This window comes from Butyrivibrio hungatei (assembly GCF_900101605.1).
GTDB classification, from domain to species: Bacteria; Bacillota; Clostridia; order Lachnospirales; family Lachnospiraceae; genus Butyrivibrio; species Butyrivibrio hungatei_B.
The window spans coordinates 22,771-38,508 of record NZ_FMUR01000016.1 but is presented as its reverse complement, the minus strand read 5'-3'; the positions used below and the strand labels follow the sequence as shown (position 1 = coordinate 38,508).

The following is a 15,738-nucleotide window of genomic DNA, read 5'->3' as shown; positions in this document are numbered from 1 at the left end:
TCGCCCGTGGCAACAAACTATATTATATGTACCACGGGCGTCTTTGTCAATAATATTTTTTAACTACCATATGGAGAATAGCTGTTTTTTTCGGCAGCCTCTGCCGCTTTGGTCTGTGCGACGAGTTTTTCCATGTCAGGTCTTGCAAATTCAAAGCATGCAAGAAGCTTTGGCGAAAACACTCCGCACTCACCATTCTTGATCATTTCATAGGCTTTATCCACAGGATATGCAGATTTGTAAACACGGTCGCTTACAAGCGCATCATATACATCGGCAATGGCCGTAAGCTGGGCTCCTATAGAGTTTTCTTCACCCTTAAGCCCGTCGGGATATCCTCTTCCGTCATATCTCTCGTGGTGGTGCCTGCATATATCAAGACAGGCTTCGTAATATTCTTTATCCTGAATATCTTTGAGCTTCTCGATTATCTCACAGCCTCTTGTCGTGTGAGACTTCATCACTTCAAACTCTTCCGATGTAAGTCGTCCGGGTTTAAGAAGGATTGAATCGGGAACCGAGATCTTACCTACATCATGCATTGCGGAAGCCTGTGTCAATACTTCTATCATATGCGGCGTAAGCCCCATCTCGGGATAGTTGTTCATCGCCGTAAGAGCAAGTATCCTCACGAATCCTTTGATCCTCTTAAGATGATATCCCGACTCCATATTTCTAAACTCAATGATGGTCGCTATTGTATCAATGACTTTCTCATTGCTGTATCGTAGCCTTTCTTCTTGTTTCTTCAAATAAATAAACTGCTTTTTCAAGATTCTTGTCTGATCGTCAACCTTTGTCTCAAGATTGTTCTTATGGTCGTACAGTTCAATAGCCTTGGAAACACGCCTGTCGACAATGACAGGATCGAAAGGCTTATGTATCACGTCAGCCGCGCCCTTTTCATAACTGGTTCTCTCCGCTTCGGTCGACGTATCTGCAGTGATCATAAGTACCGGAATTCTCTCGTTTAGATTATCATGATTGACCATCGCCTCAAGAACGGCATAACCGTCCATTCCCGGCATAATAACATCCAGCAATATGGCGGCAAGCTTTGAGCTTTCCTGATTTATAAGCCTCACAGCTTCACTTCCGTCACTTGCCTCTATGATGTTGTACTTGTCTTTAAAAATCTCTGCAAGAATACCTCTGTTGATGTCATTGTCATCAACAAGCATAATTGAACGATCAGCCATCAAAAGCCTCCATGCGCATCCCTGCGGAGCGATCTTAGAAAACTCTGAACCAATCAGTTTTTTCTTAAGTAATTTATCGCTCTACGATTGCAGCGCAGCCCATTCCACCGCCTACACAAAGAGTTGCAAGTCCCTTATGAACATCTCTTCTCTGCATCTCATACAGAAGTGAAACAAGAATTCTGTTTCCTGAGCATCCAACGGGATGTCCAAGTGCAATTGCTCCACCGTTTACGTTAAGTACATCTTTGCTGAATCCGAGGTCATGCTGAACAGCCACTGACTGTGCGGCAAAAGCCTCATTTGCTTCGATAAGATCAAAATCACCGATTGAATATCCGGCTTTTTTCATAACTTTCTGAGTAGCTGCTACAGGTCCGATTCCCATGATGCTGGGCTCTACACCTGCAAGCTCTCCGGCGATCCATGTTCCGAGAGGCTTAACACCAAGCTCTTTTGCCTTCTCTTCACTCATAACGATTATTGCCGATGCGGCATCGTTGATTCCCGAAGAATTTGCTGCTGTAACCACGCCGTCCTTCTTGAATGCGGGCTTAAGATGTGCGATACCCTCTGCTGTAACGCCCTTTCTCGGACCTTCGTCAGTGTCAAAAATGATTGTCTCTTTCTTTTTCTTTATCTCTACAGGAACGATCTCTTCCTTGAATTTACCGTCTGCAATCGCTTTCTCAGCCTTGTTCTGAGACCATGCTGCAAACTCATCGAGCTGCTCTCTTGTAAGATGCCACTGCTCTGCGATATTCTCAGCAGTGATACCCATATGATATCCGCCAAAAGCATCTGTGAGTGCGTCTTTAATCATAGCATCCTGAAGTTCTCCGGATCCCATACGATATCCGTATCTTCCCTGCTGCATAAGGTAAGGAGCCATTGACATGTTCTCCATACCGCCGGCTACGATGATATCTGCATCTCCCATTCCGATAAGCTTAGCTGCAAGGTTAACGCAGTGAAGACCCGATCCGCACAATACGTTGATTGTTGTAGCGGGAACCTCAACAGGAATACCAGCGTTTAATGCTGCCTGTCTTGCGGGATTCTGTCCAAGTCCTGCCTGGATAACACATCCCATATATACTTCGTCAACCTGTTCAGGTTTAACTCCTGCACGGTTAAGTGCCTCTTTGATAACAATAGTTCCAAGTGCCGGAGCAGGTGTTGTGCTAAGTGCTCCCCCCATTGTTCCGATTGCTGTTCTGCATGCTCCTGCAAGTACTACTTTTCTCATGTGTCTACCTCCAAAAATTACGTTTAAAAAAATCATGTCATTTCTATAATACAGAATACCAATTAGTTCCATCAAGCTTACTATATCCGTCAAATATTATATTTTGTCCTATATCCATAAGCCCGGTCGGTGTATATGAAATGCCAAGCGTCATATCACCTGTATTTTTCCAATCGATATTCCCTACTTCATTGAGTAGATGGTTAACATATTCAAGAGCATTGTATTTATTATCTTTTATATTTTTTTCAATATCTTGTTTAAGCTGTAAACGAATATCTTTACCATCTTTTGTATAAAATGTCCCATCTCTTTGTGACATCTCATATAAATTTAAACCGGTATATTCATGTATTGCTGCATTCGCTTGATACTTTAGATTACTGATTCTATCTATCTGATTACTTTCACATTTTTCCTGTTGGGTTGCTTTATAAATATGCAGAAAAAGTTCTTTCCCGTTGTCACCAACATTAAGAGCATCTTCTATTTTCTCTTTTATCTCTTTATCAGCGCCATCAACCGAAATATGATATGTATAAGGATCAATATAAAAAATGCATTTATCGGTCAAAAAACTCAAATCTATATCTGCTTCTTTAAATATGTTTTCAACCTGCTTGTTTACCATTCTTCTGCTTAATTGATATTCTTCATTTTGATATGCTCCAAATGAACATCCGCGTAATAGAGAATCCTGATAATAAGTATGACTCAGCTTTCCCATTTTAAGCATATCCATTTCATTGTTATATCCCGCAGATCTTTCAGCATCAGATAAATCACTTTGATAATAAGGTGAAGATTTATCAAAATATTTCTGCTGGATATAAGCCGCCGGATCAGAATGGCGCTTTGCCTCCTGTACCAATTTCTCATACTTATCAGTTAATGCAGCATGAACCGCATCCTTATATGTTTTTAGCTCAACTCCCGCACCATCTATGCTTGTTCCGGCATTTTCAATCGCATTATCATTTTCTTTTTTAACGGCATCAATATAGCTTTTTAAATCAATACTTTTATCTATATTGGTATTTCTGCAACTATCGACATTAGCATCTTTTATTGATAACTCTTTTGCCTCCATACTGATAGTGACAGTGTCTCTATCATATTTCTTCTCCTTGGAATTCACATTATTTTTCTCATTTTTCCCATTTCCAAAAAGATAATCAATCAGCAATGATTTTTGATGAACCTTTTCATTTAAGAATACTCTCATATGTTTTCACCTAAAAATGCATGATACCTTCCGCTTGAATTGCTAGCATTAAGTGAAGTAAACCATACACCTACATCATTAATATTTTATCACTTTAATGATAAGCTCTCAACGCATTAATGTTTACGCTTTTTCTCATTAAAGTCCATGTTCCTCTAACAGCTTTTCGTCTCCGATAACATCTTCCGTTCTTCCGTCGGCAACTATTGTTCCCTCGTCCAAAAGAATCGTTCTCTCACAGGTATTTCTCACAAAATCAAGGTCGTGCGAAGCTATGATTTTAAGCCCGCCGATTCCCGTGAGCACCTTGATAAGATTTTTCCTGTTCCTCGGATCCAAGGCTATCGAAGGTTCATCCATAATTATTATATCCGGTTTCATCGAAAGAATCGTGGCTATCGCCGAAAGTTTTTTCTCACCACCCGATAATTTGTATGTCTTATTATTTCTAAGCCGCTCTATTCCTACAAGCCTAAGAGCCTCTGTAACCCTTTCTTCAACTTCTTTCTCAGAAAGCCCATAGTTTCTAGGACCGAATGCCACATCGTCTTCGACGGTTGATAAAAAGAGCTGACTGTCCGAATCCTGAAAAACATAGCCGATGTGCTCCCTTATGTGGTCGAGATTCTTTTTGCACATCTTATGTCCCGCAACGGTGATGTCACCCGTGTAGTTCATATACAAGCCAACCATCAGCTTCATAAGCGTAGACTTACCGATTCCGTTCGCACCGACAAGCGCGATACTCTCACCGTAGTTTGCCTTAAAAGAAATGTCTTTTAAGACCGCATTGTCTTTTTCATATGAAAAGCTCAGCCCCTCTATATTCAGAAGTTCACCGTTTACGCCGGTTTTCATAACACACCTCTCAAACCATTTTTACCCATCATATTCACAAAGCTTATGCACCAAACGCATGAAACCTTATGAGCAAAAGAACTGTCGCCCAGACAAGCGGATATATCACATCAAGTTTTTTTACCCCCTTTTTCTTAGGGATAAAATCGCCCCTAAATCCGCGAAGGAGCATACTCTCATATACGATCTGCGCCTTGTCCATGCTGCGAAGAAGCCACTGGCCAACCAGAGTGCCCCAGGATCTGTATTCGATGCCTTTTTGCCCCGGCGCCCTTAACCTGTACGCAGTATAAATCCTGTCCGCTTCGCCCGCCATAACATCAATATATCTGTATATCAGCATTATGACAATAACGATTATCTTGGGCACCTTGATGCTCCTAAGCGCATAGCAGATATCGTCTATAGATGTCGTCGCAATAAGCGCATAGACTGCAAAGACCGTGTAGAGCCCTTTGATAACAAGCGTGAGCATCGACACTATCCCGCCGCGTACCGCAAAGCCCGCAACCATCACACTGCTCTTGTCAAAAAAAGGATTGAATATCCCCACGAACAACACAAGCGGCAAGATCAGTCTCATTCGGTATATTCCCTCTTTCACCGAAAGTTCGCCGATTATAAAAGTAAATATGACATATACCGACATAAGTATCAATGTAACGATGTCATACTTGTCGATAGATGTCACCAAAAAGATGTATATAACGCTAATAAGCAGCTTTCCCAAAGGATGAAGGTTATTCATCCAATGAGAACGCTGCTGAATGTCTTGTAGTCTGTTCAGTTCTAAGATTTTTTTCTCAATACTGTCCATTAAGCTGTCTGAGTCTCAGTCTTTCTTCTAAAGAATCTGAATGCATAGCAGCAAGCTGCTGAAAGTCCCGCAACGATAAGCGCTCCGACAATTCCCGAAAAGCTTGTTCCCGCTGCCGCTTCGCTGTCTGGGAATGCATAATCGGGCAAAAGAGATGTTGTCTCCTGGATTGCTTCCGCTGTCTCGTAAGCCTGTCCCTGAGCTTCAAGCTCTGTTGTTCCCGCAACCTGCTCCATGGACCACTCAAGTCCGTCAGGGAATGCAGATGCAAAAAGTGAAACAACGCCGCCGCAAAGTGCTGCTGCTACTGCTATCGTAATGATTGTTTTCTTAAATGAAAGCTTAGCATCCCTTTTCTCTGTGCTCTCGCCGATTCCCCAGAGAAGTTCAGGTCTTGCTTCATGTATAAATATAAGAACCGCTGATGTGATAAGTCCCTCAACAAATCCTATTGCAAGGTGGATAGGCTGCATTGTTGCAACGAAGGTTGAAAAAGGAAGCTCCGTAATTCCCGATATCAATGTCTCTATAGTAACCGAGAATGCTCCCAGCTGCAACGTCAGAACGCATCCAAATATCGATGCAAGTGCAATTTTTATTTTCGTAGCGCCTTTCTTCATGATGGGACGCCATATCAAAAGAGATCCGATAAAGCACCCGTAGAATGCCATATTCCAGACATTACATCCAAGCGCCATAAGTCCACCGTCCGCAAATAGCAGGCACTGAACAAGAAGCACTCCTATCATTGTAAGAAATCCGGCGAATGGTCCGAGCATCGCTGAGAGCATCATTCCTCCGCAGAGATGTCCCGATGAACCTGTACCGGGGATTGTGAAATTGAGCATCTGTGTAGCAAATACGAATGCTCCCATAACTCCCATTACAGGAATCTTGGATTCATCACTTTCCTCTCTTACTTTCTTTACAGAAACTCCGGCTGCTCCTGTAGATAATACATACATTGTTCCGGCAACTGCCGGAGCAACCAATGCGTCCGCCATATGCATAGCCATATCCTCCAACACTGTTATTTTTTTAACACCATAAAAGAGTATACAGCAGAATAAAAAAGCTCCACAAGCCCCCTAGGGGGTTCGTGGAGCACCTTTTTACTTATTTATTTAGCTGCAAGAGCTTCTTTAATCTTCTTTGTGAGTACAGGAAGGATCTTGTTAAGATCTCCTACTACACCGTAATCAGCTACGTCAAAGATAGGCGCATTCTCATCTTTGTTGATAGCGATGATTATGTCTGACTCTTCCATACCTGCTACGTGCTGGATAGCACCTGAAATACCGATAGCAAAGTAAAGAGCGGGACGAACAGTCTTACCTGTCTGTCCTACCTGAAGATCCTTGGGCTTCCAGCCTGAATCTACAACGGCACGTGAGCATGATACTGTTCCGTTAAGAACTTCTGCAAGATCATCAAGAAGCTTGAAGTTCTCTGCAGAACCAACTCCACGACCACCTGATACGAGGATCTTAGCAGCCTGGATGTCAGCTACGCTTGTAGCTTCCTTTACGATCTTAACGATCTCTGTGTAGCAGTTGTTCTCTTCGAATCCGGGATTGAATTCAACAACTTCTGCCTTAGCACCCTTGATAGGATCAATCTTCTGCATAACACCGGGACGTACAGTAGCCATCTGAGGACGGAAGTCAGGGCATGCGATTGTAGCGATTGTGTTTCCGCCGAATGCAGGACGAGTCATAAGAAGCTGCTTGTGCTTCTGCTCCTGACCTGCAACAGGGTTGATCGGGAAATCACCGATCTCAAGACTTGTACAGTCAGCTGTAAGTCCTGTATGTACTCTTGATGATACTCTGGGGCCAAGATCTCTACCGATTGCTGTAGCACCAACAAGGAGGATCTCAGGCTTGTACTCATTGATAACAGATGCAAGAGCATGTGTGTAAGGCTCTGTTCTGTAATCCTTGAGTGCAGGATCATCAACTACGATTACTCTATCTGCACCATACTGTGCGAGCTCGTCAACAAGACCTTTAACCTCGCTTCCAAGTAATACTGCAGTAACTTTCTTCTCATCAAGATCTTCTGCAAGATTCTTTGCTTTGCCCAGAAGCTCGAGTGCAATGCTTGAAATTTCATTGTCAACCTGCTGAGCAAAGATAAATACACCTTTATATTCTTCTAAAGACATGACGCTTCTCCTTTTCCTATGTTAATTAAACGATATGCTTCTCTACAAGCTTACCCATCAGATATTCAACTGCTTCATCAGCAGAGTCAAGAACAACCTTCTCTCCCTGACCCTTCTTAACCTTGTCAGAAGCCTTTGCAATCTGTGTAGGTGATCCCTTAAGTCCAAGGTTAGAATCATCAACGTCCTTAAGATCTGCTCTGCCCCAAACTGTAACTTCCTTCTCGAAAGCATCGAAAATTCCGCCGGGAGTCATATATCTGGGCTCGTTGAGCTCTGAAAGAGCAGTTACAAGGCAAGGCATCTTAGCCTTTACAATGTGATATCTGTCTTCGAACTGTCTCTTAACTTCTACAGTCTTAGCCTTCTCATCAACTTTGATCTCTTCTGCGTAAGAGATAACAGGAAGGTTAAGGTGCTCAGAGATCTGAGGTCCAACCTGAGCTGTATCTCCATCGATAGCCTGACGGCCTGTGATGATGAGATCATACTCAAGGTTTCTGATAGCACCTGCGATAGTTGAAGATGTTGCCCATGTGTCAGCACCGCCGAGTACTCTGTCTGTTACAAGGATTCCCTTGTCAGCGCCCATAGCAAATGCTTCTCTAAGTACAGCCTCAGCCTTAGGAAGTCCCATTGTAAGAACTGTAACCTCTGCGCCGTACTGATCTTTTAATCTAAGTGCTGCTTCAAGTCCTGCCTTATCATCAGGGTTCATGATTGCAAGCATAGCACCTCTATCCAATGTTCCATCGGGTTTGAATTTAACGCCGCCCTTTGTATCGGGAACCTGCTTAACGCAAACTACAATTTTCATTATTTTTTCTCCTTATTTATTTTGTCACAATACCATGTAAGTGATTACTTCAAAAGTGCGCCAGAGATAACCATTCTCTGAACTTCTGATGTTCCTTCGTAGATCTCTGTGATCTTAGCATCACGCATCATGCGCTCTACTTCGTACTCTCTGATGTATCCGTAACCACCGTGAAGCTGTACAGCCTTTGTTGTAACATCCATAGCAACTTCTGCAGCGAAAAGCTTAGCCTTAGCAGCTTCTACGCCGTAGTATGCCTGATTCTTCTTTGCATCAGCAGCCTGATATACAAGAAGCCTTGCAGCTTCACACTGTGTAGCCATGTTAGCAAGCTGGAACTGTGTGTTCTGGAAAGCGCCGATTGATCTTCCGAACTGCTTTCTCTCCTTAACGTACTCAACAGTTCTGTCAAGTGCGCCTTCAGCAATACCAAGAGCCTGAGCAGCGATACCGATACGTCCGCCGTCAAGAGTGTGCATTGCGATATTGAAGCCTTTTCCGCGAGCACCGAGAAGGTTCTCTGCAGGAATATGGCAATCCTGGAAGATAAGCTCGTATGTAGAAGAACCACGGATACCCATCTTGTTCTCCTTTGTTCCGAATGTGAATCCGGGAGTTCCCTTCTCAACGATGAACGCTGAGAACTTCTTCTGCTTTCTTCCCTTCTTATCTTCTACGATATCTGTGTAAGCGATGATGATGTAAACATCAGCAACCTCACCGTTTGTGATAAAGCACTTAGAACCGTTAAGGATCCACTCTTTACCGTCTTCTGAAAGAACAGCCTTAGTCTGAACACCCTGAGCGTCTGTTCCTGCCATGGGCTCTGTAAGACCGAAAGCACCGAGCTTCTCGCCCTTTGCAAGGGGAACAAGGTACTTCTGCTTCTGCTCTTCTGTACCATATGTCATGATAGGATCACAGCAAAGTGATGTGTGAGCTGATACGATAACTGCTGTAGTACCGCATACCTTAGCAAGCTCCTCTACACACATAGCGTATGTAAGAGGGTCACATCCCTGTCCGCCGTATTCCTTGGGAATCGGAATACCCATGAAACCGAATTTCTGCATTTTCTTTACAGTTTCGATAGGGAATTCCTCTGTCTCATCAACGTCTATTGCATGTGGCTTAACTTCTTTTTCTGCGAATTCTTTGAAAAGAGCTCTCGCCATTTCATGTTGCTGATCAAGCTGAAAATCCATTATAATTTCCTCCAAATTTTTTCTTTAAATAATAATTATTTTTCATAATGAGGTTCTGCTCTCGTGCGTACAAAAGCAGAGGTTCTGCTCTCATACTTAAAAAGCAGAGGTTCCGCTCTCGTGCTAAAGCACTCGCCGGAACAATAATACTCACTAGCTTCGAAAAGACCTCAGCAAGTGATTATTATTTATCAGTAGGAACCTTGTTTCCGTCTGCGTAATTGTAGAAGCCGATTCCTGTCTTAACACCGAGCTGCTTACCACGAACCATCTTACGAAGAAGAGGGCAAGCACGATACTTAGAATCACCTGTCTCTGAGTAAAGAACATCCATGATAGCAAGAACGATATCAAGTCCGATGTAGTCACCGAGCTCAAGGGGTCCCATAGGATGGTTACATCCAAGCTTCATAGCTGTGTCGATACCCTGGATATCTGAAACGCCTTCTGAATATACGAAGATACCTTCGTTGATCATAGGAACAAGGATTCTGTTAACAACGAATCCTGCTGCCTCGTTAACCTGTACGGGAGTCTTTCCAAGATCCTCAGAAATCTTCTTGATCTTGTCAACCATATCTGCAGGTGTGTTTGCACCCTGGATAACTTCAACAAGCTTCATAACAGGAGCGGGATTGAAGAAGTGCATACCGATGATAGGCTTTGCAAGTCCCGATCCGATCTCTGTGATTGAAAGAGATGATGTGTTTGATGCAAAGATGCAATCAGGATTCTTAACGATGTTATCCTGAAGCTCTTTGAAGAGGTTCTTCTTAATATCCATAACCTCAAGAGCAGCCTCTACTACAAGATCTGCGTCAGCACAGATGTCATTAAGACCTGTCTGAATCTTTCCTGTGATCTTATCAGCCTCTTCCTGAGTCTTCTTTCCCTTAGCAACCTGCTTATCAAGTCCCTTCTTGATCTTAGCAAATCCGCCCTCTGCAAACTCAGTCTTGATATCGCAAAGATATACTTTCTCTACGCTCTCTGCCTGAGCAAATGTCTGAGCAATTCCTGAGCCCATTGTACCTGCGCCAATAACAGCTACTTTCATTATAAAATCCTCCTATATATAAAATATTATGTTTATGTGCATATGCATGCCTACGCATGACTCCGCTTACGCTCCCGTCATGCTATTTTTATTCGGAATCCGTGCTAACGCACTTCTTCCTCATAAAAATGCCGGTCTTCAAGGTTCTGAAGTGTATTTTGCAAGCAAAACACTTCAGAACTTTGAATCCCTAGTCAAGCATTTTTAAAATCTACAACTTTAACTTTCTTCGGATCGTCTTTCTTTCTGAGGAAGTTCGCCATACCCTCTTTCTGATCCTCTGTCTCGAAGCAAGAGCCAAAGAGCTTCTCTTCGATTACAAGTGCAGCATCAATGTCTGTCTGAAGTCCATCGTTGATAGCCTTCTTGCAAGCACGAACAGCGATAGGTGCATTTGCAGCGATCTGTGATGCCATCTTCTCAGCAGCTGCAAGGAGCTCTTCCTGAGGATATACGGCATTAACAAGTCCGATTCTGTAAGCCTCGTCTGCCTTGATGTTACGTGCTGTGTAGATAAGCTGCTTAGCCATTCCTGCACCGATAAGACGTGCAAGTCTCTGTGTTCCGCCAAATCCGGGTGTGATTCCGAGACCAACCTCAGGCTGACCAAACATAGCGTTCTCTGAGCAGATACGAATATCACAGCTCATTGAAATCTCGCATCCGCCGCCAAGAGCGAATCCGTTAACTGCAGCGATAACAGGAAGCGGGAACTCTTCGATCTTACGGAATACGTCGTTACCTTTCTTACCGAAAGCTTCACCCTCAGCCTTTGTGAGTGTGCTCATCTCTCCGATGTCAGCACCTGCAACAAAAGACTTTTCGCCTGCACCTGTAAGAACAACAGCTCTTACAACATTAACGTCGATGCTGTCAAAAGCAGCATTAAGGTCATCAAGTACCTGTGAGTTAAGTGCATTGAGTGCTTCAGGACGATTGATTGTAATAACAGCGATCTTGTCTTTAACTTCGCAATTTACAAAACTCATGTCTTTATCTCCTTTGAATATTCAATTTATATTTTTTCGTGATATACGCGGTCATCAAGCTAAAGCAGTCTGCTCAGCGCAAGCGCGGCAGACCGCTTCAGTTTGAATTCTTATATTACTCGTACTTTTCAACGATTGTAGCGCAACCCATTCCGCCACCGATGCAAAGAGTAGCAAGGCCCTTCTTAGCGTCTGCTCTTCTGCCCATCTCGTGAAGGAGAGTTACAAGGATACGGCATCCTGAAGCTCCAACAGGATGTCCGAGTGCGATAGCACCACCGTTTACATTAACCTTGTTCATATCGAATCCGAGATCCTTGGCTACTGCAACAGACTGTGCTGCAAATGCCTCGTTAGCCTCGATAAGATCGATATTGTCAAGTGAAAGTCCTGTCTTCTTAAGAACTTTGTTTGTAGCTGCAACAGGTCCGATACCCATAACCTCAGGCTCAACACCTGCAAGTGCTCCGCCAACCCATGTAGCCATAGGCTTGATTCCGAGCTCTTTAGCCTTCTCTTCGCTCATAACAACGATAGCTGCAGCACCGTCGTTGATACCTGAAGCGTTACCTGCTGTTACAAGTCCGCCTTCCTTACCTGAGCAGCATTTAAGCTTTGCAAGAGACTCAGCAGTTGTTCCGGCACGAGGGCCCTCATCAACCTTGAAGTCTACGATTTCTTTTTTAACCTTAACAGGAACGGGAACGATCTCGTCGTTGAACTTGCCTTCAGCCATAGCCTTCTCGCACTTCTGCTGAGAGTTAGCTGAGAATGCGTCAAGCTCTTCTCTTGAAAGGTTCCATCTGTCGCAGATATTCTCTGCTGTTATCATCATGTGATAGTGATTGAATGCATCTGTAAGAGCATCGTTTACCATTGTATCTACAACTGTTCCGTTGTTCATACGATATCCGAAACGTGCATTGGGAAGTGCGTAAGGAGCCATAGACATGTTCTCCATTCCGCCTGCTACTACTATATCAGCCTCTCCTGCCTTGATAAGATCAGCTGCCATATTGACACAGTTAAGACCTGATCCGCAAACTACGTTAAGAGTTACTGCAGGAGTCTCGATAGGAAGACCGGCCTTTATTGAAGCCTGTCTGGCAACGTTCTGTCCAAGACCTGCCTGGATAACGCAACCCATAAGAACTTCATCGACCTGCTCAGGCTTAACACCTGCACGATTAAGTGCTTCCTTGATAACGATAGAACCAAGCTCTGCTGCCGGTGTGTTGCTGAGTGCTCCACCCATCTTGCCGATAGCCGTTCTACACGCGCCCGCTAATACTACTTTCTGTGCCATAACGTATTACCTCCGTTTTTTAAAAAAATTATCTGTCCTTTATTTGATTTTTCATATAAAACCTTTGATTGACAAATTTTTGTCAGAACAGGTTTATTGTAGCATACCCCCTTGGCAAATGCAATAAAAAGAAACTCCCCACAAACGATTTTATTCAGCAAAATGCCAAACCGTCGCAGGAAGTTTCCTCCATGTTTTCCTAATTGTCCTTTATATCTTTTTCAAGCATTTTAAGGACATTTTCTTTTCTATTTTTAAAAAACGAATCAAGCGCCGCAAGGTCTTTTTCATACTCTTCTTCGGAGTAATCATCCTCTTCAAACCTTCTGACCGTCTCGATATTCTGCTCGCGGTACACCTTGTCCCACTCAGAAAGCTTCTTGCTCAGGTGCTCGTAGGACAGCTCATTCTCCGTAAGCTCAACCATTCTATTGTAAAAGAGCTCCTTAAATCCCGGTCTTTCATAGAAAAATCCCGGCATAAACATCTTCTCGTCAAGCTCCCTGTAATACGAAACCGTGTCAGCCTCCGCATCCTCACAGGTAATATCAAAATCGTACGCGGCAAATCGCCACTTGCCGTCACCGTAATCGCCGTATCCCGGCTCTTTTGACCTGAACATAAATCTGTTGTGCCCGCCGTTGATGTCAGTGTTGTTAAAAAATAGGAGCATGCAATAATAATCGATCATGTTGTCTATATCGATCTGACTCTCAACCTGAGAATATACCGCATCATCGCTCATATCGCCATTCATCATAAGGTCATACAATGCTTTGTAATTCTCATCCGTCTGCGAATCGCCGCACTCGACAGCGCTGTTTTTCTCAGTCCACAGCATCTTTTTCGGAATACCGCAGTGCTCGGCAAAATAGTTTTCATCGTACTGTTCTCTGAGATTGTAGATTCCCCAGTACTCACCGTTTATAAATACAACTTCCGGAACGGAATCCTGAAAAGGAATTCCCGTTTCTCCTATCACAGACTGTATGAACGGCTCCTGATAGATTATCCTTCCGTCACCTTTACGAAGTCGCACTTTCTTTTCATTGTCACACACAAAGCTCTTCTCAAACTTCTTACTGTCATCATAAATATCTCTCGCAAAAAGATTAAGCGCTTTCTGATACACGTACCTTGTGGACTCACCCGATATCCTCGCGCCTATATCCTGGGAAAAAAGCTCCTTATGCCCCGCATCAAACGCAGTCATATGCGCTTTTCTCTCCCACTCTTTTCCCGAATACTCAGAATTCGTGAAATAACTCCTGTAATGCTCTTCGCCGTTGGCATCCGTAAAACTTCCCGGAACCTCATCTTCGGGCAGATCCATAAATCCGCCAAGTTCCTTGTACTCATCGTATTTCTTGCCAAGCGTGTAGATTCCTCTCTCATAGTCAAAGAGATCCGCAGGATCAAATACAAGCGACATGATCTGTTTGTCCTTGTACTTTTCCTTCTTATCAAATCCCACAAAATACGTATGTGTCACAACCTTACTCTTCTTACCCGTAAACTTGTTTACCGCTACGGCACTTATCACATTTGCTTTGTCGATCTTATAACCCGGCGGATTGTAAGTCGGATACATTATCTCATTCGCATACACATTTTCTTTTGCGGACGCATCTGTAAGAGTAATCTCGCCCTTGTACTTTAGTGAATTCTCATCGGGAACACTTCCGTCATCGGTGTAAAAAATATTAACCCAAGGCGAAGCCGTGATCTTAAGCTCTGTTCCCTCTTCATAAAATCCATCTTCTATAGAAAACACAGGTCCTTCGATAAAAGAAGTCTCGATATGTAAAGCTTCGCTGTTGGTCTCTCCCGGAGTTGCGGAAAAAGAATCAAATTTCCCCTTTCCGTCTTGCGCTCTAGAATAAGTCACATTATAGGAAAGTTTCGGAACAGTAACAGCATCAAGCATATTGCCGTCTTCATCACTTAAAAAAATCGTTTCACCGTCTTTGCTTATACCAAAGCCACTGTCCGCACCTTTGGAAACAGCGGCCACATAAAATCCGTTTGAAGGAATCGCCGCGTCAATTCTGAATTTCTTCAGCTCTTTTCTACTATCGGAAATGTATAATCCCGAAACTTCCGAATCGGACATATTGAAGAGTTCCACATAATCCGTGTACTCTCCCGCATCATTTCTGTATGCGCTGAAATTATCCGCACAAACTTCGTTTATGACAACCGATCCGGTATCTTTGAAACGGCTACAATAAAAAAGGGTTGCTGCGCTGACAGCCAGCAACCCTGTAACTACTATGGTATATTTAATTTTGCCAAAAAAGAATTCTCGTATCATACTTCAGGCTCTATCAATCCGTATGTATTTCCTTTTCTCTTATAAACTACATTAACCATATCTGTTTCTGCATTAACAAATACAAAGAAGTTATGTCCCAAAAGTTCCATCTGAACACACGCATCTTCTGCATACATAGGCTTTGGATCGAATTTCTTGATCCTCTCGATGCGGATAGTCTCCTCATCCGTGTAATCAGCCTCAAGATATTCTTTCTTGAAGTTGCTGACTTCAGCCTGCTGCTTGTCAACGATCTTACTTCTGTATTTCTTAAGTTGTCGCTCAATAACCTCCTCTACCAAGTCAACCGATACATACATGTCATTGCTGACCTGCTCTGCACGGATAATTTTGCCCTTTACGGGAATGGTAACCTCGATCTTATGTCTATCCTTATCAACGCTGAGGGTAACATTGGCATCCGTATCAGAGGTGAAATACTTTTCAAGTTTTCCGATCTTCTCTTCTACCGCTGCCTTAAGTCCGGGTGTTACATCAATGTTCTTGCCTACAATAGTAAATTTCATGCAATCAT

The 15,738-nt window shown here is 43.3% G+C and carries 14 protein-coding genes; all 14 read right to left on the bottom strand.

Annotated features, from left to right (window positions below):
• Positions 1-59: 59 nt before the first annotated feature.
• On the bottom strand, positions 60-1,199 hold the full coding sequence (locus tag BLP87_RS12460) for an HD domain-containing phosphohydrolase (protein ID WP_074462961.1): 1,140 nt from the start codon (positions 1,197-1,199) through the stop codon (positions 60-62).
• A gap of 73 nt (positions 1,200-1,272) precedes the next feature.
• Positions 1,273-2,448, bottom strand: coding sequence for an acetyl-CoA C-acetyltransferase (locus tag BLP87_RS12455; protein WP_026656774.1), 1,176 nt, complete (start codon positions 2,446-2,448; stop codon positions 1,273-1,275).
• A 43-nt stretch (positions 2,449-2,491) separates the two neighbouring features.
• Positions 2,492-3,673: a DUF4885 family protein gene (locus BLP87_RS12450; RefSeq protein WP_074462960.1), complete on the bottom strand. Its 1,182-nt coding sequence runs from the start codon at positions 3,671-3,673 to the stop codon at positions 2,492-2,494.
• A gap of 138 nt (positions 3,674-3,811) precedes the next feature.
• On the bottom strand, positions 3,812-4,531 hold the full coding sequence (locus BLP87_RS12445) for an energy-coupling factor ABC transporter ATP-binding protein (RefSeq protein WP_074462959.1): 720 nt from the start codon (positions 4,529-4,531) through the stop codon (positions 3,812-3,814).
• A gap of 43 nt (positions 4,532-4,574) precedes the next feature.
• A complete protein-coding gene (gene cbiQ, locus BLP87_RS12440; protein ID WP_074462958.1) occupies positions 4,575-5,348 on the bottom strand; it encodes a cobalt ECF transporter T component CbiQ in 774 nt (257 codons plus the stop codon).
• Positions 5,348-6,358, bottom strand: a complete 1,011-nt coding sequence (locus BLP87_RS12435; RefSeq protein ID WP_074462957.1) for an energy-coupling factor ABC transporter permease — start codon at positions 6,356-6,358, stop codon at positions 5,348-5,350. Before BLP87_RS12435 ends, cbiQ begins: the two co-directional genes overlap by 1 nt.
• A 110-nt stretch (positions 6,359-6,468) precedes the next feature.
• Positions 6,469-7,515 carry an electron transfer flavoprotein subunit alpha/FixB family protein gene (locus BLP87_RS12430; protein ID WP_074462956.1) on the bottom strand — a complete coding sequence of 349 codons (1,047 nt, stop codon included), beginning with the start codon at positions 7,513-7,515 and terminating at the stop codon, positions 6,469-6,471.
• A gap of 25 nt (positions 7,516-7,540) precedes the next feature.
• Positions 7,541-8,332 (bottom strand): electron transfer flavoprotein subunit beta/FixA family protein, encoded by a 792-nt coding sequence (locus tag BLP87_RS12425; RefSeq protein WP_026514598.1) that lies wholly within the window; start codon positions 8,330-8,332, stop codon positions 7,541-7,543.
• Positions 8,333-8,376: 44 nt separating this feature from the next.
• The gene (locus tag BLP87_RS12420) at positions 8,377-9,537 is read right to left on the bottom strand and encodes an acyl-CoA dehydrogenase (protein WP_074462955.1); all 1,161 of its coding nucleotides are present in this window, start codon (positions 9,535-9,537) and stop codon (positions 8,377-8,379) included.
• Between the two features lie 184 nt (positions 9,538-9,721).
• On the bottom strand, positions 9,722-10,594 hold the full coding sequence (locus tag BLP87_RS12415; protein WP_026514596.1) for a 3-hydroxyacyl-CoA dehydrogenase family protein: 873 nt from the start codon (positions 10,592-10,594) through the stop codon (positions 9,722-9,724).
• A gap of 194 nt (positions 10,595-10,788) precedes the next feature.
• Complete coding sequence (locus BLP87_RS12410; RefSeq protein ID WP_026656769.1) at positions 10,789-11,583, bottom strand: enoyl-CoA hydratase-related protein; 795 nt, start codon at positions 11,581-11,583, stop codon at positions 10,789-10,791.
• 115 nt (positions 11,584-11,698) lie between these two features.
• Complete coding sequence (locus tag BLP87_RS12405) at positions 11,699-12,889, bottom strand: acetyl-CoA C-acetyltransferase (protein WP_074462954.1); 1,191 nt, start codon at positions 12,887-12,889, stop codon at positions 11,699-11,701.
• A gap of 199 nt (positions 12,890-13,088) precedes the next feature.
• Entirely contained in the window at positions 13,089-15,203 is a 2,115-nt protein-coding gene (locus BLP87_RS12400) for a CotH kinase family protein (RefSeq protein ID WP_074462953.1), read from the bottom strand.
• Complete coding sequence (hpf, locus tag BLP87_RS12395; RefSeq protein ID WP_074462952.1) at positions 15,200-15,730, bottom strand: ribosome hibernation-promoting factor, HPF/YfiA family; 531 nt, start codon at positions 15,728-15,730, stop codon at positions 15,200-15,202. The genes BLP87_RS12400 and hpf overlap by 4 nt, the downstream gene beginning before the upstream one ends.
• Positions 15,731-15,738 lie beyond the last annotated feature (8 nt).

Excerpts from the sequence above, each read along its gene's own strand:
- BLP87_RS12450 (WP_074462960.1), bottom strand. The coding sequence starts at position 3,673 with ATGAGAGTATTCTTAAATGAAAAGGTTCATCAAAAATCATTGCTGATT.
- BLP87_RS12430 (WP_074462956.1), bottom strand. The coding sequence starts at position 7,515 with ATGTCTTTAGAAGAATATAAAGGTGTATTTATCTTTGCTCAGCAGGTT.
- BLP87_RS12445 (WP_074462959.1), bottom strand. The coding sequence starts at position 4,531 with ATGAAAACCGGCGTAAACGGTGAACTTCTGAATATAGAGGGGCTGAGC.
- BLP87_RS12435 (WP_074462957.1), bottom strand. The coding sequence starts at position 6,358 with ATGCATATGGCGGACGCATTGGTTGCTCCGGCAGTTGCCGGAACAATG.
- BLP87_RS12420 (WP_074462955.1), bottom strand. The coding sequence starts at position 9,537 with ATGGATTTTCAGCTTGATCAGCAACATGAAATGGCGAGAGCTCTTTTC.
- BLP87_RS12415 (WP_026514596.1), bottom strand. The coding sequence starts at position 10,594 with ATGAAAGTAGCTGTTATTGGCGCAGGTACAATGGGCTCAGGAATTGCT.
- BLP87_RS12460 (WP_074462961.1), bottom strand. The coding sequence starts at position 1,199 with ATGGCTGATCGTTCAATTATGCTTGTTGATGACAATGACATCAACAGA.
- hpf (WP_074462952.1), bottom strand. The coding sequence starts at position 15,730 with ATGAAATTTACTATTGTAGGCAAGAACATTGATGTAACACCCGGACTT.
- BLP87_RS12405 (WP_074462954.1), bottom strand. The coding sequence starts at position 12,889 with ATGGCACAGAAAGTAGTATTAGCGGGCGCGTGTAGAACGGCTATCGGC.
- BLP87_RS12410 (WP_026656769.1), bottom strand. The coding sequence starts at position 11,583 with ATGAGTTTTGTAAATTGCGAAGTTAAAGACAAGATCGCTGTTATTACA.
- cbiQ (WP_074462958.1), bottom strand. The coding sequence starts at position 5,348 with ATGGACAGTATTGAGAAAAAAATCTTAGAACTGAACAGACTACAAGAC.
- BLP87_RS12400 (WP_074462953.1), bottom strand. The coding sequence starts at position 15,203 with ATGATACGAGAATTCTTTTTTGGCAAAATTAAATATACCATAGTAGTT.
- BLP87_RS12455 (WP_026656774.1), bottom strand. The coding sequence starts at position 2,448 with ATGAGAAAAGTAGTACTTGCAGGAGCATGCAGAACAGCAATCGGAACA.
- BLP87_RS12425 (WP_026514598.1), bottom strand. The coding sequence starts at position 8,332 with ATGAAAATTGTAGTTTGCGTTAAGCAGGTTCCCGATACAAAGGGCGGC.